The sequence below is a fragment of the Proteus sp. ZN5 genome (assembly GCF_011046025.1).
Classification (GTDB): Bacteria; Pseudomonadota; Gammaproteobacteria; order Enterobacterales; family Enterobacteriaceae; genus Proteus.
Genome location: NZ_CP047639.1, coordinates 1,121,103 through 1,146,769, shown reverse-complemented (window position 1 = coordinate 1,146,769; position 25,667 = coordinate 1,121,103). Strand labels below are relative to the sequence as shown.

The window sequence follows — 25,667 nt, the reverse complement described above, 5'->3', positions numbered from 1 at the left end:
GCGCCTTAGAAAAAATCATCTTGGAATGCCAAATCAATGGTTACCGCGTATTGGCTATAACGCGTTCTCATTTCCGCATTCTCAAGAACTAACGTGTATTGAGCGTTCCTGTCGAACTGAGAGCCAATAAGCTTTAACCTAGCTTCGCGAGTACGTTCATCCATCACTTTACTCACGCTATCAAAGTTAATCGTTTCACGACTGGATACTTCATTACCTTGTGCATCGACGATATAGACATCCAACAACCGTGCGACAAAACGCTCGCCTACAGGGTCTGTCTGAATAAATCTGACCTTGTCGATATTGTTTACTAATTTGATGGGCTGAGTGGCTGCAACAACACCTACCGGTTGTTTCTCATGTTTTGCTGCTTGTTCTTTTTGCAGCTCTCGCACATGCAGTACCGGGACGCATACTTCCTGTAGCATCGCTCCGCCATGCACAAACTTAGCACCACCAACAAAGTGGAAGCGTTGAGCCGCTTTTGGAAGCAGGAACTCGGTATCACTAGAGCCATGAGCCGTATCGTTTATTGAGCCTTTCCAACAGGCTTCATCTGAAGGCAAGTTATTACCAACGATATAACGTTTCTTGGCTTCTATCGCGCCAGCAGGTTTGGTTTTCAACGAGGTTTTGTCAGCCGCTACAAGTGCTTTTTGTTGGAAGAGGAAGCCATGGTCAGCGGTGATCACAACTCGGCTGCCGTTTAGACGGTTGATGACCCGCCCAACGAGGTCTTTTAGCTCTTCAATGGCACTACGACAGGCTTCAAACGTTTTCTCTTCAGTTGCAGCCTTATCACCAATCGCATCAATGGTATCGTGATAGATATAAACTACTTCTACGTCTCGAACCTTGTCACGCCCCTCCTGGTTACTCCAGCTCATCAGTTCCTTAGAACTCACCGCCATGCCACTTACCTTCTGTAGGATGGAATTACGATTGTCTAAACCCTGTGAAGAAATACCATCCACATAAACAGCCGTGCCTTGTTCTGGCTGGTAACTGAGCGCCTTATGAGGCAATAATGCCGCCATCCCAAGTTGGGTATAACTCGGCAAAACGCCCAACTGCGTAGACACCTCAGCCTTAAATCGCTTCTCGTTGTTAATGATAGCGCCAAGCTCATTCGCAATTTCAAAACGCAGGGCATCAGAGATGATCACAAACACTCGTTTTGTCTGTTTCAGACTCAGTCGTGTGCGAACTTCTTTTTCATAGAAGTCATACTGGTGCGGTACGCCAGAAATCTGCCACTTTTCAAGTAATTTCTCATTGGCCAAGTGACGATCCCAGGCAAGGCCAAGCTCATATAAGTACCAGTTGGTATAAATGCTTTCGACTTCGTCGTCGAGCTGACGCAGTATGTCTGCACCTTTACTCAATACAGAGTGCACATGTTCATTGAACAAACGGTAAGCCTGGTCAAAACGATAAATGTCTGTGGTATAGGCGTCGTACATTGCTTTCGCGTTATCAAAGTGGAACCCGTCCACATAGCGATTTCGCAAGTGCATTAACTCTTCAGCGTTGCGGATAGCTTCATAAATTGCGAAGTATTCTTTGCGTGACAATGTCCAGTGGCTAGCAAGACGTCTTGATAAGACCGTATCAAACTGAACCCGGTCTAGCGCTTTACTGCTATCGAGCAAATCACGAACTAAACCACGGATTATGGCCTGTTCCACAGCCTCGAACGTTTCGCATTCGATAAGTTCAACCGGATGGTACTGGCCAGCACGAGTCGAAATTTCCAACTGTTGGCTAAGCACCTTAGAGATGCTTTCGTAGTAAGCGGCGAAAGAGCGGCTGTCGCGCCAGCTCACCATAAACGCCAAGGCTGTCGCCCGGCCTGATGCGCTTTTTAGAACATTGTTAAGCAACCAATCGCGTTCAACACCTTCAATTTGGCTCCAGAATTCAGTACAGAATAATTTCAACACGAAGTCTGGGAAGGTTGGCTCTTCGACTGTATAGCCAAAACCCTCACTCAGATATGCCCAGAGTGAGGTCTCAAGATCAAACTTTCCTAGCTGGCTCCATAAAGGTTGGCCAAGGCTTTCATCTTCGATATAAGCCGCATATTCGCGTAGTAACCCAAGCAGAATGTCCGACAAAGACGCAGAATCAGCTTTTACAACCACTGCCATCATCTTCCTGTCTAACGACAGTTCGTCTTCGTTCTCAGTCACCCACTTTTTTAAACCGGCTATGCGCTGTTTATTGGCAAAAAAGCTCTGGCGCTTACGAATGTGCGTGCGTAGCGCCATTTTCGGGATACCCAGCTCATTAAGCAGCATTGAGCTGTGATCAGCAAAAAACTGCTCGCTATACAAACGCACGTCTAGCAACCAATCGCGGTCAGGCTCTGGCTCAGCGCTTGGAAAATAGATAAGGAATTTAGCTTCACGCTCATCTACTTCAATGCGTTTTTTCACTGCCAATACAGACTCATTGCCCATATTGAGGATGGTCAAATCATTTGGCAGTACCCTAGCAGTTATATCTGCCGCGCTATCGCCTACTTCTTTTGCAATAGATAGGGCGTTAGCTAAATGCTCAAGCTCTTCAGTAAAGCTTTGCTCTGGGTCGTACCAAAACACAATGCGGCTTTGTTCAAGTTTGGCAGCAACGCCTTGTGCCAGTTCGCTAATCTGCATTAGTTAACCTCCGGGGCCGAACCGGTAATGGCCTTAACATCAGCCAACAGATCACCAAACTTGCCGTAATTCACTTTCACGCCATCATCCAGATCCAGTGAAATACGCATATCGGCATAGTGTTTTAGCTTGTCATCAAACTCTCGTAGTTCGACCTGTTTCTTGATTAAGGCATCCAACTCTTTCTTGAAGCGGTTTGCTTCACTGGTCGAGTCGGCCGTTTCAATCTGCTTCTCAAGTTGCTCTGCATAAGCATCGTATTTGCCTAGTAGCGGGGTGACATACTCGGTACGCATACGCGAAAGCGTGCCCTCGTTGTAGCGATGCAAATACACCAGGCACTCAAAAGCCTTCTGTTTGCCTGAGCTAAACAGCCAATAAATAGGGCGTTTTTTATAAGTCTTCAGGTGGTCTTTATAGAACTGAGTCGATAAATAACGGCGAATCGTCTCCAGAGCTGATTCAGATTTTTTCGGTTTAATGGCGTTGAGACATAGTGATTCGGCGACGAAATCCAAGTTTTCTTGCAGATGATCATCACCCCAAACAACTTGAACAAACTCACGGAACCGGTTGGTAGCATCGTCTTTGAACCATTCTTGGTCGGTTAATGGAATAATGCCGTCTTCATCGGCGAGAAAAGTTTGATAAGCACCTTCTTGTACTAATTCATCAAATCCCTCATTGCCTGCATGGGCATACGCCAAGCCCTCTTGATCCAGCGAATAACGCCCCATCATGCAGCCGATAGCGTAAGAGATCAGCTCGGCAAGAGTGTCGCTTTGCAAGCGTTCCTCACGCTCGTCATCGGTTAACTTAGCGCCGTAACGGTAATGGGGGTTGCAGGTCAGCGTGATCTCATCTAACGGTACCTCCTGCGTTAGCTCATTCTGCAAGCCGTAAGCGTCGATAAAGAGGCGGTTATTCTCCTCTTCCAGACCTTGCATCTGCGTAGTCATCTCCTGCCAATATGCACGCAACGCCTGATAACTCGCCAACAGTGGCGACTGATGGAAACGGGCATCTAATAGCGGAAACTGAGTAAAATCCCAAGAGGTTTCATAGGCGTCCCAGTCACCTTTGCAGATGCCAACTATGGACTGCACCTGATTAGAAACATCTGGTCGCACAAGTTCTTCAAAAAATGGAATAATAGAAATGTTTCCAGGCTGAAACTCAACAGTTGGATTAATTGCCTTGAGAATTGCAGTGGCTGGTTTTGATGCCAGCAGCCCCAGAATTGGTTTTAATTTCTCAGCATTGGAAAAATAGGATGATCCTTTATTATCAAATAAAAACCCCTTTTCGGAGTACCTAATCCCAAAATATGATGAACTTGTTGCGGTAAAAGTCAGACAAGGCTTAAAAATGTAATCCAAGTTGAAGTTATGTGCCCAAATCCTCTCGCCAGATGGATGCAGCGTATTACGCAGAAGCTGACCATCGTTTTCCCAGTTAACGACAAATTCGTTATTTCCATACCATCGGCGAAATTTCCCGCCTTTGTTATATGGAAACCACTTTTTTCCTGATGCCAAAGCCGCATCTCTTGAATCAAATCCGAGTCCTACCTTTCGGATCGACACTTCTTGCCAAAGACGAAGATATACGTCGTTATTACCCGTTGCCATTCCAAGACGCGGCTCACCAACGTCCTTTAAGTTTTTTGTTTCCACAAATGATTGGCGGAATTTTTCAGACACCCAATAAGCAATTGGTCTTCCTGGTATGGTCCAGAAATCTCTCACAGAGGCATGGTGGAACCAGCCACAATCATTATTTCGAATGGCCTCCTTTGTACGGGCAGCCATCTCTTCATCGGCTCCCTTGAAATCTACAAGCCTGATGTAGCCACCTTGAAGGTTAGGAGACCGCTTATTGCTAAAGTTGTACGCACAAATTTGTACGGTCGCTCCCTTGAAGCCTGTCAATGGAAGTTCAACAAGTGAATACAGTGCACGGCTCTCAGTAAGAAAAGTGCGCAAGTGTTCATGCGAGGCAATGTACATCCAAACATTCGGTGACATAATTCCGATATTTGAATTTTCAGCTCCGAGCTTCGAGCATCTGACTACAAATGCAGAAAACAGGTCTGACTTATAGTCTGGGTAGAAATCTTGCAGGAATACTTTCAGTCGTCCATTCATTCCCTTGCCGCCCATATACGGAGGATTCGCAATAACAGCATCGTAACGAATCGACAGAACCAATGCCTGATGAACAAATTCAATCAACTGCTTAGCTGCTGGCTTTTGCATTGAGTCACCTGACTCTTGCAATTCGAAAAGAGTACTCATTAGTTCTTTTAGCTGCTCATGCTCATCGCTTGGTACATCAATCAATGAACCAAAGGTCTTGGCTTGAGTAAATCTTGCCAATGTTCGCTTCAGCAGTTGGTAACGGTTGTCTGCATTGAACGAGCTTAAATCTTGCTCTTCATCTGAGAACAAGCCCTGGGACGTGCCGCTTTGCCAACTTCCCGATAGGTTGAGTGCTTTCCATAAGGTCGGTAGATCAATATGGTTACTTTCCTGCAATGACAGTACATTGAGTCGCACGTTACGGGTAAAAATACGCTTATCGTCATCTCTAGCCATCATCATCAGCGCAAAACCAGATAACTGCGCTGCACGATCATCAATGTCTAGCCCGTAGAGGTTGTTCTCCAGAATCATCTTTGGAATGTCACGAGAGCGGAAACCTCGTTCTTCGTAGATGGCTTTTAGTACGTTGTAAGCTTCAATCAATATGTGGCCCGAACCACAAGCCGGGTCAAGTACTTTGATGGTTTCAGGTTCAATAGATTCTGGCGTAATAGCCTTTAGCTGTTGGTTAACTTCGTCAGATTGTTCAGCAGGCTCAATGTAGTATTCCATCTGCGTTTTAATGGCAGAGTCTGGGTAGGTTTGCAGCCATTGGCGACCGACTGAGTTTTGTACCAGGTACTTCACAATCCAGTTGGGTGTAAATAGCTGGGTGGCGGCAGGGATGTCTTCACTCTTGACCACCTTACCCATTACCTGATCTTTCTTTTCAGAAATGTAAAACTGGTAAAGCCAACCAATCACTTCGACTTGTTGCCAGTCCTCTTCAGGAATGCTGTCTACCAATCCACGCAGAACTGAGTCGGTACGTGTTAGGTTGTCTGGTAGAAGAAGCTCGGTTTCATCGTCCAATGCGTCAAATAAGAAAGGCATCGCTTCATGAAGCTTATGGCACTGGCCTAACAGCAGTTCACGATACAGCTCTTCGTCTTTGTTGCCCGCAAGCTTGAGTTCAACAATGCGAGCTCTATCTAATCCGAGTTCATCCGCAGCGTCTTGCGCATGGTCGATAATTTCAAAGCCTTTAGGGTTGTCTGGGTGCGACAAAACACGAAAACCGTGGCCTAGATAGTCATGGATTTCCATATAGCGAATAGCACACAGACGGTTGAACCAGGTATAAGCTACTTGTTCAATAAGTTGTGCATACCCAAGTTTCTGGCTTCTGGCTACTATGCGTTTTCTGGGCTCGGCCAGTTTACCGTCAAAACTGTTACCGGCGATTTGAAGCACAGAACCTTGTAGATTCGCTTCTGCAATTTGTAGCTCGCCCTTTTTATTCGCGGTGATACCAAAGGTATTTAATCGTTTAGCTACCGCATCCATAAATTCGCGGCGCGCTTTTGGTGCGTATTTTTTCATGTTATTCGTATTCATATGATCTTGCGCCTCTTATTCTGTCTCTACGCTGCTTGCGGGTTGTAATGCAGTTCTAATGCGGGCAAGCAGTGTTTCCTGACGCTCGCGGTAAAAGTCCATAAACTGGTTTAGTTGTTCAGGTAATGATGTTATGGCTTGCGATTGCAGATGTGCTTGTCTTGCATTCACATCAGGCCACTGCTGCGCATACCATTCATGGGGCATTTTTTGCCGCTTCTGGTTGTTGATTGTCCCTTCCAACAGTTGAAGGTTTGGCAGCTTATTAGATGCCTCGATGAGTTCATCTAGCTGTTCAGCTGGGACACCAACTTTTGCAAGCTTGTTACGCGTAAACAAACCTTTGGGGTAAATGTGGTCCACATGAAAGTGTCGTGAAAAATCGAATCCTGGGAACAACAAAGTCAACAAGGCAAAGGTACGCGGATTACCATAATCCAACTGCGCTAGTTCACTAATTTCCTCTGGGTCAAAGCGCAACGATTTACCACGCTGTTGCATGGTCGCTTCAATTTTCGCTAGCGGGAAACCCGTATCACCCGATTGTTTAATGTCTGAGCGAAGCATAGTAAGCAGGGTATCCAAACCACTTCCCCAGATGCCTGACGCTTTCAACAACGACCTAATGAGCCAGTTTCTGATGCATTCTCTATCGACCGCATATTCAACCCTAGAAAGGTAGCTTGCCGTTAACTTTCGGTGGTGCAGGTAATAGGCCAACGGGAGGATGGCACTTGTTGCTCTGAGGTTTTGTGCATTAAAACCAAAACTTGCAAGTAGCTGCATTGAGAGCAATAACGCATCACGAATTGGCGTCCAGTTCTTTTCGAGAATCGCCATGTTTTCCTTGTTAAAGTTCTCAACCTTAAAGCCCACGCTACCGATGTCAGAGAGCATTAAGCCTGCTTTTAAAACGAGATCTTTTGATACGTTGAATCCATCACCAACACGGTTCATCTCATCCACTAATGCATGAATTTCTTCACGGGCATCTAACGAGCTCCACTGCGCTACGGCTATTGAAAGTAGTAAGTCTGAGTAGGACAAAGTAGTGCCGCCGCTATTCATGCGGATAAAGATATTCAGAACACGTTCAAGGCTCTGATCACTTTCTTCGTAAAACGAAATCTTATCTTTGTCATGGATAGTTCGATACAAGTGACGAAGAGTTGAGCGAGCCTCTTTGCGTTGCTCCGAGCTCAACCTAGCATCATCAGCAACTTCATCGATAAGTGCATCTTCTTCCTCTTCCATGATCCGGCCTACACGGAACCAGTATTGTTCAGATGCATCCAAAGAGGCTTTATCGTCGGTTAGGAACTCAAAGTCATACATCGACCCAGTTTCCAAGTCGGGCTGGCTTAACAGATTCAAGTGAAGCCTGCGCACTGGGAAGGCGTCATCATTGCTCCACCATTTACCTGTCAGCTTCCACGCAAATGAACCGCGTAGGCCGATGTTCAAAGCGGTAATCCGCTGCTGTCCATCTAGGACGGCAATGAACTCGCGTTCCGGTAACTGAGTGACATTTTCACAATGGTAGTTATCGCGCTCATGGTAATGCTGCATGAACTGATAAAACTGATAACTATCCCGGTTCTCTGGTTTTATCTTCCAGAATAGAAAGGTCCCAAACGGGTAACCTTGCAACAGGCTATCAAATAGACGACAGATCTGTTCTGGTCGCCATACAAACTCTCGCTGGATGGCCGGTAACAGGTATTCCTGCTCAGCAACCTTGTCGAGTAATGATCTTATTGTTCCACCCGCTTGATACATAGCTATCCGTTGCCTCTTACTTAATTCTTACTCGGTCGCCAGCTTTGACCGCAGCAATCAGCTGCTCTCTTAAAGCGGCAAGATAGGCATCAACTTCGGCTTCACTCTCAATGAATCCGGTTGTTACTGACTTTGCCATGGCATCGGTTGGGTTAATCGTTACAGTACGTTTTGCAACCGGCTGTGGCTGTACTGGTTCGGGGGCTGGCTCAGGTGCTGGAGCTGCCTTACCGGCTTTCGCTGCTTCCTCTTCGCGTTTCTTCTGTTCGAGTTCACGATGTCTTTGCTCAGCTTCAGCTTTTTTGCGTTGATCTTCGATAAAGCCATTCAGCAACTCATAAGCTTCGTCCTCGTAACCTTCCGCTTCAGTTTGCTCACTGATAATTTGTGGTATTGAAGAGGTCGCTTCAATGCGCTGTCTGCACATTTGTAACGGGCGCAGTGCTTGGTTCTGTAGTTCAGACGGTGCATGAGCTTCAGCTAGCGCTTCTTTTACACGTCCGATGCGCAGATCAACACGCTCTAAGGCATGAGTGCGTTTTTCTTCAACCAATGTTGAGTTAACTTTTGCCACCTGCTCGATAAGCGGATTAATGTGGCGCAGCTGCTCATACGGTGAGGGCATATTGTAAATGCGTTCTAATTCAGTGAGCGCTTTTAATGCTTCACTGTCTTTTTCTAACGCAGGTCTATTGGCCTTAAACTTCTCGTTCAATGCGCCAGCAAGGGCTTGCCAAGTTTGAAATTGGCTATTGTAGAAGTCATCAAGATCCTCAAAGTCCTCAGCAAACTCTTCAAGGGCATCAGCGTCTTCTAAGAATCGGGCGATAAGGGCGAAGCTTGAAGTTTGCTCAAGAATACCCGCGACCAATGCAAGACCATCGTCAATTTGAGATTTACCTGGGAAATGGCCTGTCTGTGACTTGGTTCTGAATGATTTAAGCTCTTCATTCCAAGCCAGTAATTCATCGCGCACTAATTCGTAGAGCTCCTTTTCACCAGAGCCGGTAAAGGTTTTTGAAAAGATCTCTTTAACAAGACCAGCAGCCTTTTTAATTTGGCGCTCGTCATGTTGCCTGATCTTATGTACACGGATCTCGCCGCGTTTACGCACACTGGTAAACGGCTCGTAAGCTTTTTTCAACGCCAGATCTGTGCCCTGGGTACTAAAAGATACCTTTCCAGCCAAGCCCAGCCTTGCAGTGAGCAATAAGATTTCATTGTCTGGCCAGCCATACGGGCGCTTGCCGAAACGGGCAACGATGTCACGTAAGTACACAGGCTCATTACGCTCGACTTTCAGCGTTACGTACTGCTCAACCTCACGCGTAGCTTCTGGGTTACACTCATCCGCTTGAAGATCCAGTCCAATCTGAGCAATATCATCAGCAACAAGTACGGCCTGTAGCTCACGCAAAACTTCACCAGGCGTCGCCTTGAGCATGTTCAATTTAGCGAAGGTGTTTTCGATAACGTATTTGTATGCTTCTTCGACGATGGCACTTGGCGTTGCTGATTTCTTCGGTAGTTTTGTGCCGATAGCGTAAACGTCAGCCTCTGCAAACAAAGCTTCAAAATCCGTTCTTAAGCGTTTTTCACGCTCAATATTTTCCATCTGCTTTTCGCGGAGAAGGTGTTCTTGCTCTGGTCGCTGTCCTGAATTTTGTTTTAAGAATCGGTCAGTTTTTATAAAGGTTGTCAGGTCATCCCAAAGACGTTTATGTTCGCCCAGCTTGACGAGCACGCACCCATCAGCCTCAAGCGTATGATTGATGCACGCTTGATCGTGGGAGTAATTTTCAAAGTGCGAATCCAAAGGTGAAATGACTTTAATGACTAGGTCTTCCAGCGTGGTGCCATCTTTTGGATGACCATTGCAAAAACGGCTCACCGCAAAGTCTTGCTTATTAATCGGGTATCGATAGGCACGATTACCTTTCAAAATACCGTCAAATACGATTGCTGAAAGCTTGTTAGAGACCTCTGACATTTCAACGTCAGTGTGGCGGATCTCGTTTTCAATCTCTTTTTCTTCGTTGGTCAGGAAGATAAATTCATCACCATTACGCGCAATCAGCAATTGGCGTTCAAGACGATTCAAGCTCTCTTCAATTTGTTTACGCAGCGCAATTTTATCTGCATCGATTTGGTCAATTGACAGCGTCACAAGGTTGTCTAGTGTGCTTTTGACAACGTCCACATAACGGATCAAGAAAAGAGTTTTTAGAATCTTGCCATCGAATTCTGTTAAGGAATCCAACTCACAGGCTTGGTCAATCGTTCGCTTAACAGCTGGCTCCAAAAAGCTTTCAATCGGTGCGTAGAAACTGTAAAACGGGATTAAGACATCAAGGCCAGAGTCCTTCATCTGTTTTGCAGCTGATTGGAAAGCATCAAGTAATGAACGCTCACCCATGGCTAAGTGCTTACCCGTCGCGCCTTTTGTTCGAATTGACTCAAACACTTTTTGAACCAGCGTGTAGTGGTAAGGCACAAACGGATAGTTGTCCACGAAAGACGGAGCGTCGGTGTAACCCTTTAGAGACGCGGTTGTCGTTTTATCAAATGTCAGCTGGTTACGAAGAATATCGCCCTTTTCAGCAAAGACATCGATGAGATGTGTACGAGCTTCTTCCGTTTTGGACAACAAACGCTTTTGAATAACTTCCGAGGTATTCGAGCTCGACAGCTGTAAGCGGGTACTAAAACGCCCTTGAATTTTAGAGAAGTCCTCGCCATCGCGCTTATCCATACCACCAATGGCAGCATCAATGTCTGCCTGAGAGGTAACAACGACCCAAGCTCTGCCACCACAATATGTGCCAAGATCTTCAGTAATGGTCTGAAGCTTCAACATCATTTGTGTGTTCTTACCGATAAACTGACCGACTTCATCGACTAAGAAAAGAAGGTTACGATCCCCAGTTCGATCTAAGTATTCATTAACCCACTTACAGAAGTTTCGGATATCTAGCGGGAAATTGTTTTCAACCTGCTCGACCCAAGCTTTTGCAGACTCTAATGATTGCTCACTGGCATGAGCGAGAGCTTCTGAAAGTTCGTCTCGATAGAAGTCATAGGCGTCACGCTCCTTTTCCCAAGTTGATTGGGTCAACTCAGCAAATTTATCCTTGAAAGATGCGTATTGATTACGTTTATCAAGTTCGCGTTCTAGGTGGGCAATATGAGGAAAGTCAGCGCAGTATCCTACACGTTCATTAAATACTTTGAGGAAAACCTTAAGAATGGCATTTTCTCGGTCGTCCGTATTGGCTCGCGAATCGATGTTAAAAAGAATAACGTCTGTATCTTTGGTAACAGCGTTTTGGATATCGGCCAACAGCATGGCATCGTTGATTTTGTCTTTAAAAAACTCAAATGCTTGACGGCCTTGGCCATCCTTTTCGACAGACTTATTTTCGAGGAGGTAAGACAAAATTTTCAGGAAGTGAGACTTACCCGAACCAAAGAAGCCAGAGATCCACACACCAATTTTACCTGACATTGATGCGCCGCTTTGCGTCACAGATGGAACGTAAGCCTCAAAAAATGCACGAAAATGTCGATCTAACTCTCGGGTAACAACATACTCATCAAGTTCGACATACACACTGTCATTGTCTTTCTGTTCCGCTTTAACAACGCCATTAATGTCACGCGTCAACTTCTTGGAAAAAATCTGTTCAATTTTCATTCGGGAGGCTCCCTGCTCTTAATTTTTTTTACCGTCTTCAGGCACAAGCTTGAAGGCGCGATAGTAGTTTTTAGATTCGATCATGCCGAAAGGATGCAAATCCCTTCCGCTATATTCACCCGGATAGAAAAGCACTAATGGCGTGCTACCCATAACGTCTTGCAGAGCACTAAGTAACTCATGCCCTCGAACAAGAGGCCACGCACTGCCTAAGCCTGACAGCAACACAAACTCAAGTTCTGATGGCTTATATTTGTCCGCGATATACCTTGCCACTTTCTCTTGGCTCAGAGGCCCGGCTAGTGTTTTTCGAAGGCCATCAACACCGACTTGCAGTTCACGCTGGCAAGCTCGGTCGAAAAGGCCTCGCTCCTCAAGCATATCTATCAAGACTTCAAAAATATTGAGATGGACAAACCGGTAACCACGCTTGTTGAGTTTTTCGTCAACGTGCTTAAGGTGCTCTCGTACAAGCAGTTCATACTTGGCTGGATAGTCAAATACCCAAAATCCAATTTCATTGCCCAAGCCATCGTTTTTCAAAAACTTAGGGCTTTCAATTCGTTCCAATATCAGATCAAGCCTGGTCTGAAGAGCCTTCATATTGTGCACTCCATTACATCAATCAAATCTTCCCGGCCCAGACGGACTAACCAATCTTTAACTTCTGACATTAGGTAAACAGGTTGTATTTTCTTTGTCCTGCTATCACTCAAGTAGCCACTATCAACCAATGCCTTAATTGCGTTGTTACCCATTTTTTTGACAGTTGAGTCAGAAAAACCGCCAAGTTCGGCATATGCCCGCACTCTCGTGTCATAAAACTCAGACCATGCATCAGCGGTTAAAGAGGGTTTATAGGTGCGACGAGCCTCGGCTAAGGTAAGTCTCATAAAATCAGCGACAACCGGAGAATGAATGAGTAATGACATCATCAGCATTTGGACATAGGCGCGTTCACTCGCGGCTAAAAGATCAGTCATAAACTCATCACCCAGGCCTTCAATACGCCAACGGATTGTTCTGGCATAACGAATAGCAGTCTGACCGGATTTTTTCTGAAGAACATTTTGCTCAACGATCAGCGACTTCCACTCATCTTCTGGAAGTTTTTTCAGTAGCGATTCTGCGATTATTCTAGATTCAGTTATCAATAAACTGCCTCCGATAAGATCGCCTAAATATTCTTTTATATTCATAAATTCATCTCACGATTCGCTATATCCAGGAGCAAGTGCAGCATTGTCAACGCCGTATAGTGCTTCTGGATTTTTAAGTGCTAAATGGAACTCTCGCCCATTGCTCTTACTATTCTTTGAACAATCGATATTCCATAAACGCAGTAAATATCCAGCGAACGCAGCTCTTATCTCTACACGCAACCTATTGTTTTCCATTGCGTAGTCCATCGATACAGCTTCTGGATGTGCTAGTTTTGGATGAGGTATCAGCTCTAGTTCAACGATTCGGTTCCATTGCTTATCCCACTGAAGAGTCTCAACTTCGTCGTTAACCTCATCCTCTAACAACTCAACTTCACTTATTCTGGTTAAAACAAAATCCCTAAATTCTCTATGCTTTCTATCGAATGCTCGGACATGCCATCTCAAGCCATTGTCAATCAAGGTATGAGGAACTATTTGCCTGCTCCCATGACCACTCGACAATGAGGTGTACTCAATATTAATCACAGCGCGCTTATGTATGGCTTCACTAATAGCCGCTACCACTTCCAATTTCGGCTTATTGAGATGAAATGGTGCTTCACAAGCCATAGGTGGCCTGACCTTGCCAAGAAAGCCATCACCGAACCCTTGGCTTATCGTCGCAAGAGTTCGAACAACGTCATAATCAAACAACGGCTGGAATGCGCTCGTCTTCAAGTGCACTCTGCGCTTTTCGTCATACATAACGTTGTTAGGAGCCAACTCTTTGTACCGCGCAAAATCTTGTGTTGCCACAGACGGCGCTACGCTAAAGCGCTCGGTTAAATAACTACGCCCAGCTTCACCTTTAAATAACAAAGTGAAATCAATATGAGCGAGTCGTTCTCTCTGTGCTTGGCTAAGCTCTTCAAGTCCAGTGTTGTCTTGCACTGTCAGCCTCTCAATCCATCTGGGACAAGCCCTAATCATTTAAAACTAGGAAGCCATCGATTGAATGCCATCAAGCAACCTACTTTTTTTCATTAGGTCTCATAGTATCAACAAGTCGTCTTGTTGGCTATAAAAATTGGCTTGACATTGTTCGAATGTTTCTTTTCTGGCCTTGATAGAAGCTCACGCTGGAATGCCAACTGACGCAATTCATTCTCTCGAACACGTCTAGCAACTTCTGCCTGGGCTGGTAGCAATGGCAGCATCCCTTCAGCAATCGCGTCTGGGGCAGACTCTTGGCCACAGGACATCAAATGCTTCCATGGATCTTTAAGAAAGCGCTCGAACGTGATGCCAAATTCAATGATGCGGGCAGAGACGAAGATTTCGCCCCAGTATTCAATGTAGGTGTCTTGGTACATGGAAAGATTCCTCTTGTTGGTTAAACCATGAGTTCACTTTCCATTTTCCAGAGATTCTCAAATATGCAAGGCTTAACTTATAGAGAGCTACAAAGCTTTAAATCGATTGCGAGCATCTTTGTAGTCATAGTGGGCATGTTCTGAGCCACGATGGTACAAATCATCCAGGTAAGTTTGTTCCTGCGGTAACTCGTCTTCGCTGATTTCGCGCCACCAATGCTTGTTGGCACCTTTAACACCGTCATGCCAGCGGTAACCACGCTCTTTTAAATAGTCCTTTACGTCAAACGGCGCACCAAACGCACGAACTAACACAGTTCGCCTGTCCGCTTCAGACAACAAGTTTGCAACGGACTCGGGCAACAAATGGAACAACCAGGCCATCGCCAAACAATCGGTTGCAGCTCGGTGTCCTTCATAAAACCAACCTAAGCGAAGCAGCAGGTACTCAAGCTTTCGACTTTCAAAACCCAGTGCCTTCCAATCTATGCCACTGGCTGAACAGGCCCAAGATAGATGGCCTAATGCAGCAAACCGCTTTTCAAAGAAAGGACGATCAAACTGCGCATTGTGTGCAACCACCAGCGGATCATCGGATAACCAACTCGCTACCAGTGAATCATCAATGTGCTGGCCTTGCACCATATCATCGGTGATACCGGTTAACTCGGTAATCAGCTCGGGGATAGGCTTACCGGGATCTTCATACAAGCTGATCACATCAACAATCGACACAATCCGCTGAGCAGAGGGGCTGTAAAGCACCTTAACCATACCAAGCTCAATAATGGACTCGTCCTCGGCAGACAGTCCGGTTGTCTCTGTATCGAGCAGCACCATTGGCTGTTCATCACCAACCATAGGAGAAAGTTCAAGTGGCCAGGACTGCGGCTCACGCGTTAATGGAATACGCTCCAGCAATCTAAAATCTTCTGGTCTTTCTGGAATATCCGCGAGGCGCTCTAGCGGAAATGGCGCAGGGGCTCTTGTCATTGATGGTTCCTCTTCAATTCTATTGTTCGCTTTGGGTTATTTCACTGTGCCACAGGTTTCTCTAAATGCACCTTGGATACCTCAGCGTTTTTTTGATCTTTCTACTGGGTGACCCATGTATGAAGGCTTTGGCTAAGCCTTTCAGAAAGCCTTAGCTAAACCCTTTAGGTAACCCTTACCGATACCCTTTAGGTATGGCTTAGCCAACCCCTTTTCAAACGGTTGAAAAAGGCTTGAACTGAGTTCGACTGAGCATTTTAATGATGCTCCTGACTTCGCTTTAAGCCAGTAAATTCAATACGAAGCAGAATTTTACTAACTGTTTTTAAACCCTTTGCAAAGGGTTCAACAAGCCTTGTTTGACGGTTACTTGACCCATGCGTTAACCAGTAGCAGTAACAGGATCAGTAACAGAAACAAGAGCAGTAGGCAGAAGCAGTATTGTCCAAGCCTTGCAGGCTTTGACGAGGGCGAGCAATCCCCACATCAAGCTTTTCAACACAAAAAAGAAATCACCCACGACACAACGTCTTACTCGAACAACTACAGTTTTACCTACAATTTTACTTGTAGAAATCAGCATAGCATCAGATACTGTATAAACAAACAGTATTAATTCTATTTTTTCGAGGTTCGTCATGAGTGTCTCGCTGATAGGCCGTAGCGGCGCACTTGCCTTCATCAAAGCCAAGCGCCTTCGTATTCCATTGTTCATGGAACGTGTTTCTGCTGGTTTTCCCTCACCAGCGCAGGATTATGTTGAGCAAACGCTCGACCTCAACGAGCTGTGCATCAAGCGACCGGCTGCAACGTTCTTTGTGCGTGTTGAAGGTGATTCAATGATTGATGCTGGGATTCACCCAGATGATATTTTGGTGGTTGATCGTTCTGTTCAAGCAGAACACGGTGACATTGTCATCGCTGGCATCCATGGAGAACTCACGGTAAAGGAGCTTCAACTAAGGCCGTGCGTCAAGCTGATCCCAAGAAACCAGGCGTATGAGCCCATTCATATTCCTGAAGGGGCAGAGTTAGAGATATTTGGTGTGGTCACCAATGTGGTGCGAAACATGCGCCGTAAGTCGTGACTGTCCCATGCCTGTATTTGCCTTGGTGGACTGCAACAACTTTTACGCCAGTTGTGAGAAGCTGTTTCGTCCTGATTTAAAAGATACGCCGGTTGTGGTGCTGTCCAACAATGACGGCTGCGTGGTTGCACGCTCGCGTGAAGCTAAGTTACTCGGTATTAAAATGGGCGTACCCGTCTTTCAGATCAAAGCCGAAATGCAGCGCCATGGCATTTTGGCATTCTCCTCTAACTATGCGCTTACAGTTGGGAAATACTTTAGACATCACATGTTGTAATGTTTCAGGTTGTATAAATTAGACGTCGAGATGAGGGGTGGTTACAATTTTTACTATTGGTTAAGAAATATCTTGAAAAAGTAGATGTATGAACGCGTAACCCCCTGGGGGAAGGCTTAGCAGTGTGAATAACGGATGATTTAGGTGTTAATGTGATTGAACAAAATAGGTCGTTTCCAGATGACTTCGGCTTTGACTATTGTCTTATGTGGATTAGTACGGAGAAATATCCCTCATTTATAAGTAGGCCACACCCTGACAGTGGCGAGATCATCCATGACGTTAGGGACAACTCAAAACCATTTGCTCATAAACTTCCAATTTTAATAGACCCCGATGGTATCAATGTGGTGCCAGTGAATCTATATCTTCACTCTTTGTTGGCAGATCCAGATATATCCTCCGATAAGACGATTCAATCCCATGCAGTTGCGTTATTGAGCTTCTATCGGTGGTTGAGCACGGAAATCCCCGAACATACACACCCAAGGACTGGCCTTCTGGTTGATGAAAAACCTCCGTTAACAATATATGACTGCACCGAGAAGGTAGAGGAAAGTCCAATCGTGAGATATCGAGACTATTTATTGGAAAACCTTTATACCAAGGATGAAACTGGAAAAGTCGGTGGTTCTCCAAGTACAGCCTCTTCAGTGGTCCACCGAATGCGATTTCCGTCTGCATCTGTTGAAGTTGGGCGACGACGGCTTCTGAGCCTTTACCGGCCTCACATTCAAGGCACAAGAACACCTGCCTTAACAGTTGCTCCAGGAGATTGCATTGTTCATCGTAATGTTGCCACTGGTACTCTTCCACGGTCCGTTTCTGTTTTTTCAGGTAAAGGCAGAGGGTCTGGATATCCCTGTCATTCATGACCTTCAATGCCTGTTGTCTGACTACTGAGAAGGGTTGATTATCATCAATGTTCTCATCCACAAACAGATGCAGTAACTCTGCCGCTTTCGTGACATTGTCCGCGGCTGACTGCCAGGACAGGAACACTGCTTGTTGTGCAAAGGTGTTGGCAGCTTCTTGTTGCTTGCGGATATGGTAAATGAACCCATCAGTTAACCGTTCCAGTGCCAGTTGTATCCGCTCTGTCAGGTGACATAGCAACCATAGATGCTGCTGTGCGCGTTTGAATCGTTTGAGTTTACTACCGTAATAGTTGATGAGCTCACCGAAGTGTTGTCGATTTTTAAGAGACAGATTAAGCCCATCGATAACGCCATTGATTTGCGTGCGCCATGGCGCTAACTGATGATAAAGGGCAAGCTCTTTTTTAAGTTCAGGTACGGTCAGACTTTTTGCACCGCCTCTGAGCTGGTTCAGGCTTAGTCCGTCATCAATGGCTGTTATGCTGTCCAGAAAGACGTGAAGTTCAGGACTGGTGAGTTGATTAAGTTGGTGCGCCAGGTCTTTTCTGACCTGCTGCATCGCTCTGCTTATCAGTCTCTGGAGTACGGTGTACCTAGGGATAGCAATGCTGTGACTGGTTAGGAATTCAATAGCAGTATCAAAGAGGTAACGCGGCTCCAGCCAGGCATTGCCCACCTGAACAAGGTGGTCGAAAAGAGAATTGAAGTGCTGACTTTCGTCCCATTTGTGATAACCAGCAAGGTCTAATACTTTTGCGTAGAGTCGATCTTTTTGTTTTTGTGAGGGAGTGAATGGTCTGAGCCCCTTGCCGCCAAGCAGCTCTTTACTGATGAACATTAAATCCTTAGAAACCTGCGAGTAAGCGATATCTAGGATGACGGGCTTTGATTTGAAGTATCCCAAAATCGCGACAAAGTAACATCTATGAGCTCTGAGACGAATTGACCGAAAAACTGCCAATTCCGCATCGTTCAGAGAAAAGTACAGACGTTGTTCTTCGATTGAAAAAATGGGTGGGGAATAAAGATCTGCCTGTTCTGCTCTCGTGAGAATAGTAATTTCGTTTTTGATGGCCATATCAGGGCTGTTCCGTATTAAATGTACGATATTTACCTAATTTGCCACACTTATAAGTAGTAACCCACCTCCGCAGCCATTTATTGGTGTGGTCTACAGAGGATTAAGTCTTTTTAGAGGGGAAAATCCCTAGAACCCCATCTCCAAACATATCAAGCGTGTCTGTATCCCACTCTATTGTAAACAAGACATTTTTATCTTTTATATTCAATGGCTTATTTTCCTGCTAATTGGTAATACCATGAAAAATACCATGCTCAGAAAAGGCTTAACAATATTTTGAAAAATTGCCTACTGAGCGCTGCCGCACAGCTCCATAGGCCGCTTTCCTGGCTTTGCTTCCAGATGTATGCTATTCTGCTCCTGCAGCTAATGGATCACCGCAAACAGGTTACTCGCCTGGGGATTCCCTTTCGACCCGAGCATCCGTATGAGACTCATGCTCGATTATTATTATTATAGAAGCCCCCATGAATAAATCGCTCATCATTTTCGGCATCGTCAACATAACCTCGGACAGTTTCTCCGATGGAGGCCGGTATCTGGCGCCAGACGCAGCCATTGCGCAGGCGCGTAAGCTGATGGCCGAGGGGGCAGATGTGATCGACCTCGGTCCGGCATCCAGCAATCCCGACGCCGCGCCTGTTTCGTCCGACACAGAAATCGCGCGTATCGCGCCGGTGCTGGACGCGCTCAAGGCAGATGGCATTCCCGTCTCGCTCGACAGTTATCAACCCGCGACGCAAGCCTATGCCTTGTCGCGTGGTGTGGCCTATCTCAATGATATTCGCGGTTTTCCAGACGCTGCGTTCTATCCGCAATTGGCGAAATCATCTGCCAAACTCGTCGTTATGCATTCGGTGCAAGACGGGCAGGCAGATCGGCGCGAGGCACCCGCTGGCGACATCATGGATCACATTGCGGCGTTCTTTGACGCGCGCATCGCGGCGCTGACGGGTGCCGGTATCAAACGCAACCGCCTTGTCCTTGATCCCGGCATGGGGTTTTTTCTGGGGGCTGCTCCCGAAACCTCGCTCTCGGTGCTGGCGCGGTTCGATGAATTGCGGCTGCGCTTCGATTTGCCGGTGCTTCTGTCTGTTTCGCGCAAATCCTTTCTGCGCGCGCTCACAGGCCGTGGTCCGGGGGATGTCGGGGCCGCGACACTCGCTGCAGAGCTTGCCGCCGCCGCAGGTGGAGCTGACTTCATCCGCACACACGAGCCGCGCCCCTTGCGCGACGGGCTGGCGGTATTGGCGGCGCTGAAAGAAACCGCAAGAATTCGTTAACTGCACATTCGGGATATTTCTCTATATTCGCGCTTCATCAGAAAACTGAAGGAACCTCCATTGAATCGAACTAATATTTTTTTTGGTGAATCGCATTCTGACTGGTTGCCTGTCAGAGGCGGAGAATCTGGTGATTTTGTTTTTCGACGTGGTGACGGGCATGCCTTCGCAAAAATCGCACCTGCTTCCCGCCGCGGTGAGCTCGCTGGAGAGCGTGACCGCCTCATTTGGCTCAAAGGTCGAGGTGTGGCTTGCCCCGAGGTCATCAACTGGCAGGAGGAACAGGAGGGTGCATGCTTGGTGATAACGGCAATTCCGGGAGTACCGGCGGCTGATCTGTCTGGAGCGGATTTGCTCAAAGCGTGGCCGTCAATGGGGCAGCAACTTGGCGCTGTTCACAGCCTATCGGTTGATCAATGTCCGTTTGAGCGCAGGCTGTCGCGAATGTTCGGACGCGCCGTTGATGTGGTGTCCCGCAATGCCGTCAATCCCGACTTCTTACCGGACGAGGACAAGAGTACGCCGCAGCTCGATCTTTTGGCTCGTGTCGAACGAGAGCTACCGGTGCGGCTCGACCAAGAGCGCACCGATATGGTTGTTTGCCATGGTGATCCCTGCATGCCGAACTTCATGGTGGACCCTAAAACTCTTCAATGCACGGGTCTGATCGACCTTGGGCGGCTCGGAACAGCAGATCGCTATGCCGATTTGGCACTCATGATTGCTAACGCCGAAGAGAACTGGGCAGCGCCAGATGAAGCAGAGCGCGCCTTCGCTGTCCTATTCAATGTATTGGGGATCGAAGCCCCCGACCGCGAACGCCTTGCCTTCTATCTGCGATTGGACCCTCTGACTTGGGGTTGATGTTCATGCCGCCTGTTTTTCCTGCTCATTGGCACGTTTCGCAACCTGTTCTCATTGCGGACACCTTTTCCAGCCTCGTTTGGAAAGTTTCATTGCCAGACGGGACTCCTGCAATCGTCAAGGGATTGAAACCTATAGAAGACATTGCTGATGAACTGCGCGGGGCCGACTATCTGGTATGGCGCAATGGGAGGGGAGCAGTCCGGTTGCTCGGTCGTGAGAACAATCTGATGTTGCTCGAATATGCCGGGGAGCGAATGCTCTCTCACATCGTTGCCGAGCACGGCGACTACCAGGCGACCGAAATTGCAGCGGAACTAATGGCGAAGCTGTATGCCGCATCTGAGGAACCCCTGCCTTCTGCCCTTCTCCCGATCCGGGATCGCTTTGCAGCTTTGTTTCAGCGGGCGCGCGATGATCAAAACGCAGGTTGTCAAACTGACTACGTCCACGCGGCGATTATAGCCGATCAAATGATGAGCAATGCCTCGGAACTGCGTGGGCTACATGGCGATCTGCATCATGAAAACATCATGTTCTCCAGTCGCGGCTGGCTGGTGATAGATCCCGTCGGTCTGGTCGGTGAAGTGGGCTTTGGCGCCGCCAATATGTTCTACGATCCGGCTGACAGAGACGACCTTTGTCTCGATCCTAGACGCATTGCACAGATGGCGGACGCATTCTCTCGTGCGCTGGACGTCGATCCGCGTCGCCTGCTCGACCAGGCGTACGCTTATGGGTGCCTTTCCGCAGCTTGGAACGCGGATGGAGAAGAGGAGCAACGCGATCTAGCTATCGCGGCCGCGATCAAGCAGGTGCGACAGACGTCATACTAGATATCAAGCGACTTCTCCTATCCCCTGGGAACACATCAATCTTACCGGAGAATATCGTTGGCCAAAGCCTTAGCGTAGGATTTCGCCCTCTCCCGCAAACGACCCCGACAAGGCAATTGATTAAGTGCTTAATGATTGAATATTTGACACAGGTCAACGCATCAGCTTGTTTAAGATATGGAGAAACAAGATGATTGATCCCTAAAATCATAGCGCAACTCGGGTTTGATTAAAAAAAAGCCTCTTTTTTAAGAGGAGCTACAGCTGTGTCGGCTGGGACAATAATTTTGCAAGTTCTTCTAGGGAATAAGCCATATTTTTGCTACAGTGAACCAAATTAAGATCATCTATTTACTAGGCCTCGCATTTGCGGGGTTTTTAATACTGAATAAAAGGAAAGCTTGATGGAATTGCCCAATATTATTCAACAATTTATTGGAAACAGCGTTTTAGAGCCAAATAAAATTGGTCAGTCGCCATCGGATGTTTATTCTTTTAATCGAAATAATGAAACTTTTTTTCTTAAGCGATCTAGCACTTTATATACAGCGACCACATACAGTGTTTCTCGTGAAGCGAAAATGTTGAGTTGGCTCTCTGAGAAGTTAAAGGTGCCTGAACTCATCATGACTTTTCAGGATGAGCAGTTTGAATTCATGATCACTAAAGCGATCAATGCAAAACCAATTTCAGCGCTTTTTTTAACAGACCAAGAATTGCTTGCTATCTATAAGGAGGTACTCAATCTGTTAAATTCAATTGCTATTATTGATTGTCCATTTATTTCAAACATTGATCATCGGTTAAAAGAGTCAAAATTTTTTATTGATAACCAACTCCTTGATGATATAGATCAAGATGATTTTGACGCTGAATTATGGGGAGACCATAAAACTTACCTAAGTCTATGGAATGAGTTAAATGAGACTCGTGTTGAAGAAAGATTGGTTTTTTCTCATGGCGATATCACGGATAGTAATATTTTTATAGATAAATTCAATGAAATTTATTTTTTAGATCTTGGCCGTGCTGGGTTAGCAGATGAGTTTGTAGATATATCCTTTGTTGAACGTTGCCTAAGAGAGGATGCATCGGAGGAAACTGCTAAAATATTTTTAAAGCATTTAAAAAATGATAGACCTGACAAAAGGAATTATTTTTTAAAACTTGATGAATTGAATTGATTCCAAGCATTTTCTAAAAATACTTAATTGTCATTTTACGTCGATTCTTTGGACCGTAGATGCAGAACAAGATCGTGAAAGAATTTATGATTATCTTGATGAAAGAAATCCAATTGCTGCAATTGAATTGGATGATTTAATTCGGGAAAAAGTTAGTTTGCTTGCTCATAATAATCTCATGGGGAGAACTGGGCAGCGCCAGATGAAGCAGAGCGCGCCTTCGCTGTCCTATTCAATGTATTGGGGATCGAAGCCCCCGACCGCGAACGCCTTGCCTTCTATCTGCGATTGGACCCTCTGACTTGGGGTTGATGTTCATGCCGCCTGTTTTTCCTGCTCATTGGCACGTTTCGCAACCTGTTCTCATTGCGGACACCTTTTCCAGCCTCGTTTGGAAAGTTTCATTGCCAGACGGGACTCCTGCAATCGTCAAGGGATTGAAACCTATAGAAGACATTGCTGATGAACTGCGCGGGGCCGACTATCTGGTATGGCGCAATGGGAGGGGAGCAGTCCGGTTGCTCGGTCGTGAGAACAATCTGATGTTGCTCGAATATGCCGGGGAGCGAATGCTCTCTCACATCGTTGCCGAGCACGGCGACTACCAGGCGACCGAAATTGCAGCGGAACTAATGGCGAAGCTGTATGCCGCATCTGAGGAACCCCTGCCTTCTGCCCTTCTCCCGATCCGGGATCGCTTTGCAGCTTTGTTTCAGCGGGCGCGCGATGATCAAAACGCAGGTTGTCAAACTGACTACGTCCACGCGGCGATTATAGCCGATCAAATGATGAGCAATGCCTCGGAACTGCGTGGGCTACATGGCGATCTGCATCATGAAAACATCATGTTCTCCAGTCGCGGCTGGCTGGTGATAGATCCCGTCGGTCTGGTCGGTGAAGTGGGCTTTGGCGCCGCCAATATGTTCTACGATCCGGCTGACAGAGACGACCTTTGTCTCGATCCTAGACGCATTGCACAGATGGCGGACGCATTCTCTCGTGCGCTGGACGTCGATCCGCGTCGCCTGCTCGACCAGGCGTACGCTTATGGGTGCCTTTCCGCAGCTTGGAACGCGGATGGAGAAGAGGAGCAACGCGATCTAGCTATCGCGGCCGCGATCAAGCAGGTGCGACAGACGTCATACTAGATATCAAGCGACTTCTCCTATCCCCTGGGAACACATCAATCTCACCGGAGAATATCGCTGGCCAAAGCCTTAGCGTAGGATTCCGCCCCTTCCCGCAAACGACCCCAAACAGGAAACGCAGCTGAAACGGGAAGCTCAACACCCACTGACGCATGGGTTGTTCAGGCAGTACTTCATCAACCAGCAAGGCGGCACTTTCGGCCATCCGCCGCGCCCCACAGCTCGGGCAGAAACCGCGACGCTTACAGCTGAAAGCGACCAGGTGCTCGGCGTGGCAAGACTCGCAGCGAACCCGTAGAAAGCCATGCTCCAGCCGCCCGCATTGGAGAAATTCTTCAAATTCCCGTTGCACATAGCCCGGCAATTCCTTTCCCTGCTCTGCCATAAGCGCAGCGAATGCCGGGTAATACTCGTCAACGATCTGATAGAGAAGGGTTTGCTCGGGTCGGTGGCTCTGGTAACGACCAGTATCCCGATCCCGGCTGGCCGTCCTGGCCGCCACATGAGGCATGTTCCGCGTCCTTGCAATACTGTGTTTACATACGGGGTATCCCTTTAGCTCCACAGGCCTTAATTTCCAGATTTTCCTCGCTGCTCCACCACCTCTTGGTAAGTAACGGGCTTTGTCACAACTACTTGCTGGAGCAAGCGATAAAACAGTAAGCCTCTTGATTTTGATTTACGGCGATTAAATCGAAATACATATTCGTCAAGGTAATTGTCCAACTGTCCTGGCTGGACTGCACCATGGTGTGTGCCCATCATCCAGCGTTGCAGGAGTGATGCCACACGGTGGACTCCCGGCATTGATTCATGGGCTGGTGTGGTTGAACCAAGATGAACCGTTTGTCGGTGCTCATATCCGCTTTCCTTGAGTTGGCGGTAAGCAGATGATCCATCAGTATGAATGAGCGATCCTGGACGAATGGAGGCTTTAATGAACGGCATCAGGCTATCGCGGTCACCACGCTCAATCCGCTGGATCCGTATTCTTCCAAACCCCTTGGGCTGCAGAATCTCCACCGCTATGGCGACCAAAACCTTGGTGGTGTTGCCCTTCCGTCCCACCGCACTCAACGGCTCTATTCGGTCAGTGAGTGCCAGATAGGTTTCATCGACCTCAACCTCCCCATGGAGCAACTCTCTATCCGGGCGAACCATTGCGCGGCGTAGTCTGTGCAGCATGGTCCATGCTGTCTCATAGCTGCCAAGGCCAAGTACACGCTGCAATCCCAATGCGCTGACACCATGTTTTTGGTTTGTGATGTACCAAATGGCAGCGAACCAGACGCGAAGCTCAGTTCGCGTTTTATCAAAAATGGTGCCTGCTGTTACCGTTGCTTGATGCCTGCACGCTGGACAGATCAATCTGCCGCGACTGCGTCGCTGGACTTGCGATACTACCCCACACTTCGGGCAAATCAGTCCATCCGACCAGCGTAGCCTTTCCAAATAATCGCGGCACGCTTGTTCAGAGTGGAACCAATCCAGGAATTGAACCCAAGTCGTTGGATAATCTTTTCCACCTATCGGGTTAGTTATTGGCATGTCCATTGGGAGATTGTGCCACTTGTGGAGCTAAAGGGATACCCCGTGTTTACATACAGTCTATCGCTTAGCGGAAAGTTCTTTTACCCTCAGCCGAAATGCCTGCCGTTGCTAGACATTGCCAGCCAGTGC

At 47.0% G+C, this 25,667-nt stretch carries 17 protein-coding genes and 5 pseudogenes; 9 read left to right on the top strand and 13 right to left on the bottom strand.

Features of this window, described 5'->3' with window-relative positions:
* Window positions 1-5 precede the first annotated feature (5 nt).
* The 10 genes from pglZ to GTK47_RS05220 all read right to left on the bottom strand — a co-directional run bounded on the left by pglZ (window position 6) and on the right by GTK47_RS05220 (window position 15,988).
* Window positions 6-2,663 carry a BREX-1 system phosphatase PglZ type A gene (gene pglZ / locus GTK47_RS05265; protein WP_156734105.1) on the bottom strand — a complete coding sequence of 886 codons (2,658 nt, stop codon included), beginning with the start codon at window positions 2,661-2,663 and terminating at the stop codon, window positions 6-8.
* Complete coding sequence (gene pglX / locus GTK47_RS05260) at window positions 2,663-6,364, bottom strand: BREX-1 system adenine-specific DNA-methyltransferase PglX (RefSeq protein WP_011117362.1); 3,702 nt, start codon at window positions 6,362-6,364, stop codon at window positions 2,663-2,665. Before pglX ends, pglZ begins: the two co-directional genes overlap by 1 nt.
* Before the next feature lie 15 nt (window positions 6,365-6,379).
* Window positions 6,380-8,143, bottom strand: coding sequence for a DUF262 domain-containing protein (locus tag GTK47_RS05255; protein ID WP_010129446.1), 1,764 nt, complete (start codon window positions 8,141-8,143; stop codon window positions 6,380-6,382).
* Between the two features lie 16 nt (window positions 8,144-8,159).
* Entirely contained in the window at window positions 8,160-11,837 is a 3,678-nt protein-coding gene (brxC, locus tag GTK47_RS05250; RefSeq protein WP_156734107.1) for a BREX system P-loop protein BrxC, read from the bottom strand.
* An 18-nt stretch (window positions 11,838-11,855) separates the two neighbouring features.
* The gene (locus tag GTK47_RS05245) at window positions 11,856-12,440 is read right to left on the bottom strand and encodes a DUF1788 domain-containing protein (protein ID WP_000645939.1); all 585 of its coding nucleotides are present in this window, start codon (window positions 12,438-12,440) and stop codon (window positions 11,856-11,858) included.
* Entirely contained in the window at window positions 12,437-13,036 is a 600-nt protein-coding gene (locus GTK47_RS05240) for a DUF1819 family protein (protein ID WP_156734109.1), read from the bottom strand. Before GTK47_RS05240 ends, GTK47_RS05245 begins: the two co-directional genes overlap by 4 nt.
* Window positions 13,037-13,045: 9 nt before the next feature.
* Window positions 13,046-13,972 (bottom strand): WYL domain-containing protein, encoded by a 927-nt coding sequence (locus tag GTK47_RS05235; RefSeq protein WP_001883760.1) that lies wholly within the window; start codon window positions 13,970-13,972, stop codon window positions 13,046-13,048.
* Between the two features lie 68 nt (window positions 13,973-14,040).
* Window positions 14,041-14,355 (bottom strand): hypothetical protein, encoded by a 315-nt coding sequence (locus tag GTK47_RS05230; protein WP_000284113.1) that lies wholly within the window; start codon window positions 14,353-14,355, stop codon window positions 14,041-14,043.
* Between the two features lie 87 nt (window positions 14,356-14,442).
* The gene (locus GTK47_RS05225) at window positions 14,443-15,348 is read right to left on the bottom strand and encodes a 3'-5' exonuclease (RefSeq protein WP_000196208.1); all 906 of its coding nucleotides are present in this window, start codon (window positions 15,346-15,348) and stop codon (window positions 14,443-14,445) included.
* Window positions 15,349-15,730: 382 nt separating this feature from the next.
* Window positions 15,731-15,988, bottom strand: a complete 258-nt coding sequence (locus GTK47_RS05220) for a hypothetical protein (RefSeq protein ID WP_000182836.1) — start codon at window positions 15,986-15,988, stop codon at window positions 15,731-15,733.
* On the opposite strand from GTK47_RS05220, the gene umuD reads away from it, so the two are divergent.
* Together umuD and GTK47_RS05210 are read left to right on the top strand one after the other, a co-directional pair.
* Window positions 15,987-16,436 (top strand): translesion error-prone DNA polymerase V autoproteolytic subunit, encoded by a 450-nt coding sequence (umuD, locus tag GTK47_RS05215; protein ID WP_000116661.1) that lies wholly within the window; start codon window positions 15,987-15,989, stop codon window positions 16,434-16,436. The two genes, GTK47_RS05220 and umuD, sit on opposite strands and share 2 nt — an antisense overlap.
* A gap of 7 nt (window positions 16,437-16,443) precedes the next feature.
* Window positions 16,444-16,677, top strand: a pseudogene (locus tag GTK47_RS05210) (DNA polymerase V subunit UmuC); the annotation flags it as partial.
* 684 nt (window positions 16,678-17,361) lie between these two features.
* Here the strand turns inward: GTK47_RS05210 and GTK47_RS05200 are convergent.
* Window positions 17,362-18,669: pseudogene (locus GTK47_RS05200) on the bottom strand (Tn3-like element ISShfr9 family transposase); the annotation flags it as partial.
* A gap of 470 nt (window positions 18,670-19,139) precedes the next feature.
* Between GTK47_RS05200 and sul2 the strand changes: the two are divergent.
* From sul2 to GTK47_RS05155, 7 genes and pseudogenes are all read left to right on the top strand, one after another.
* Complete coding sequence (gene sul2 / locus GTK47_RS05190) at window positions 19,140-19,955, top strand: sulfonamide-resistant dihydropteroate synthase Sul2 (protein WP_001043260.1); 816 nt, start codon at window positions 19,140-19,142, stop codon at window positions 19,953-19,955.
* A 60-nt stretch (window positions 19,956-20,015) separates the two neighbouring features.
* On the top strand, window positions 20,016-20,819 hold the full coding sequence (gene aph(3'')-Ib, locus GTK47_RS05185) for an aminoglycoside O-phosphotransferase APH(3'')-Ib (RefSeq protein WP_001082319.1): 804 nt from the start codon (window positions 20,016-20,018) through the stop codon (window positions 20,817-20,819).
* Window positions 20,819-21,655 carry an aminoglycoside O-phosphotransferase APH(6)-Id gene (locus tag GTK47_RS05180; RefSeq protein WP_000480968.1) on the top strand — a complete coding sequence of 279 codons (837 nt, stop codon included), beginning with the start codon at window positions 20,819-20,821 and terminating at the stop codon, window positions 21,653-21,655. Before aph(3'')-Ib ends, GTK47_RS05180 begins: the two co-directional genes overlap by 1 nt.
* Before the next feature lie 404 nt (window positions 21,656-22,059).
* On the top strand, window positions 22,060-22,839 hold the full coding sequence (locus GTK47_RS05170; protein ID WP_058199817.1) for an APH(3')-VI family aminoglycoside O-phosphotransferase: 780 nt from the start codon (window positions 22,060-22,062) through the stop codon (window positions 22,837-22,839).
* Window positions 22,835-22,975: pseudogene (locus GTK47_RS20660) on the top strand (type II toxin-antitoxin system RelE/ParE family toxin); the annotation flags it as partial. The gene GTK47_RS05170 and the pseudogene GTK47_RS20660, both read left to right, overlap by 5 nt.
* 25 nt (window positions 22,976-23,000) lie before the next feature.
* Window positions 23,001-23,151: pseudogene (locus GTK47_RS05160) on the top strand (aminoglycoside O-phosphotransferase APH(3'')-Ib); the annotation flags it as partial.
* Window positions 23,151-23,987, top strand: coding sequence for an aminoglycoside O-phosphotransferase APH(6)-Id (locus GTK47_RS05155; RefSeq protein ID WP_000480968.1), 837 nt, complete (start codon window positions 23,151-23,153; stop codon window positions 23,985-23,987). The pseudogene GTK47_RS05160 and the gene GTK47_RS05155, both read left to right, overlap by 1 nt.
* Before the next feature lie 106 nt (window positions 23,988-24,093).
* Here GTK47_RS05155 and GTK47_RS05150 read toward each other — a convergent pair.
* Both GTK47_RS05150 and GTK47_RS05145 read right to left on the bottom strand, forming a co-directional pair.
* A pseudogene (locus tag GTK47_RS05150) lies at window positions 24,094-24,498 on the bottom strand (IS91 family transposase); the annotation flags it as partial.
* A 59-nt stretch (window positions 24,499-24,557) separates the two neighbouring features.
* A complete protein-coding gene (locus GTK47_RS05145; protein ID WP_156734112.1) occupies window positions 24,558-25,541 on the bottom strand; it encodes an IS1595 family transposase in 984 nt (327 codons plus the stop codon).
* Window positions 25,542-25,667 lie beyond the last annotated feature (126 nt).

Coding starts and splice junctions, on each gene's coding strand:
- GTK47_RS05180 (WP_000480968.1), top strand. CDS start 20,819: ATGTTCATGCCGCCTGTTTTTCCTGCTCATTGGCACGTTTCGCAACCT.
- GTK47_RS05225 (WP_000196208.1), bottom strand. CDS start 15,348: ATGACAAGAGCCCCTGCGCCATTTCCGCTAGAGCGCCTCGCGGATATT.
- pglZ (WP_156734105.1), bottom strand. CDS start 2,663: ATGCAGATTAGCGAACTGGCACAAGGCGTTGCTGCCAAACTTGAACAA.
- GTK47_RS05220 (WP_000182836.1), bottom strand. CDS start 15,988: ATGACGAACCTCGAAAAAATAGAATTAATACTGTTTGTTTATACAGTA.
- GTK47_RS05235 (WP_001883760.1), bottom strand. CDS start 13,972: ATGATTAGGGCTTGTCCCAGATGGATTGAGAGGCTGACAGTGCAAGAC.
- GTK47_RS05245 (WP_000645939.1), bottom strand. CDS start 12,440: ATGAAGGCTCTTCAGACCAGGCTTGATCTGATATTGGAACGAATTGAA.
- brxC (WP_156734107.1), bottom strand. CDS start 11,837: ATGAAAATTGAACAGATTTTTTCCAAGAAGTTGACGCGTGACATTAAT.
- pglX (WP_011117362.1), bottom strand. CDS start 6,364: ATGAATACGAATAACATGAAAAAATACGCACCAAAAGCGCGCCGCGAA.
- GTK47_RS05170 (WP_058199817.1), top strand. CDS start 22,060: ATGGAATTGCCCAATATTATTCAACAATTTATTGGAAACAGCGTTTTA.
- GTK47_RS05240 (WP_156734109.1), bottom strand. CDS start 13,036: ATGAATATAAAAGAATATTTAGGCGATCTTATCGGAGGCAGTTTATTG.
- sul2 (WP_001043260.1), top strand. CDS start 19,140: ATGAATAAATCGCTCATCATTTTCGGCATCGTCAACATAACCTCGGAC.
- GTK47_RS05145 (WP_156734112.1), bottom strand. CDS start 25,541: ATGGACATGCCAATAACTAACCCGATAGGTGGAAAAGATTATCCAACG.
- GTK47_RS05155 (WP_000480968.1), top strand. CDS start 23,151: ATGTTCATGCCGCCTGTTTTTCCTGCTCATTGGCACGTTTCGCAACCT.
- umuD (WP_000116661.1), top strand. CDS start 15,987: ATGAGTGTCTCGCTGATAGGCCGTAGCGGCGCACTTGCCTTCATCAAA.
- GTK47_RS05230 (WP_000284113.1), bottom strand. CDS start 14,355: ATGTACCAAGACACCTACATTGAATACTGGGGCGAAATCTTCGTCTCT.
- GTK47_RS05255 (WP_010129446.1), bottom strand. CDS start 8,143: ATGTATCAAGCGGGTGGAACAATAAGATCATTACTCGACAAGGTTGCT.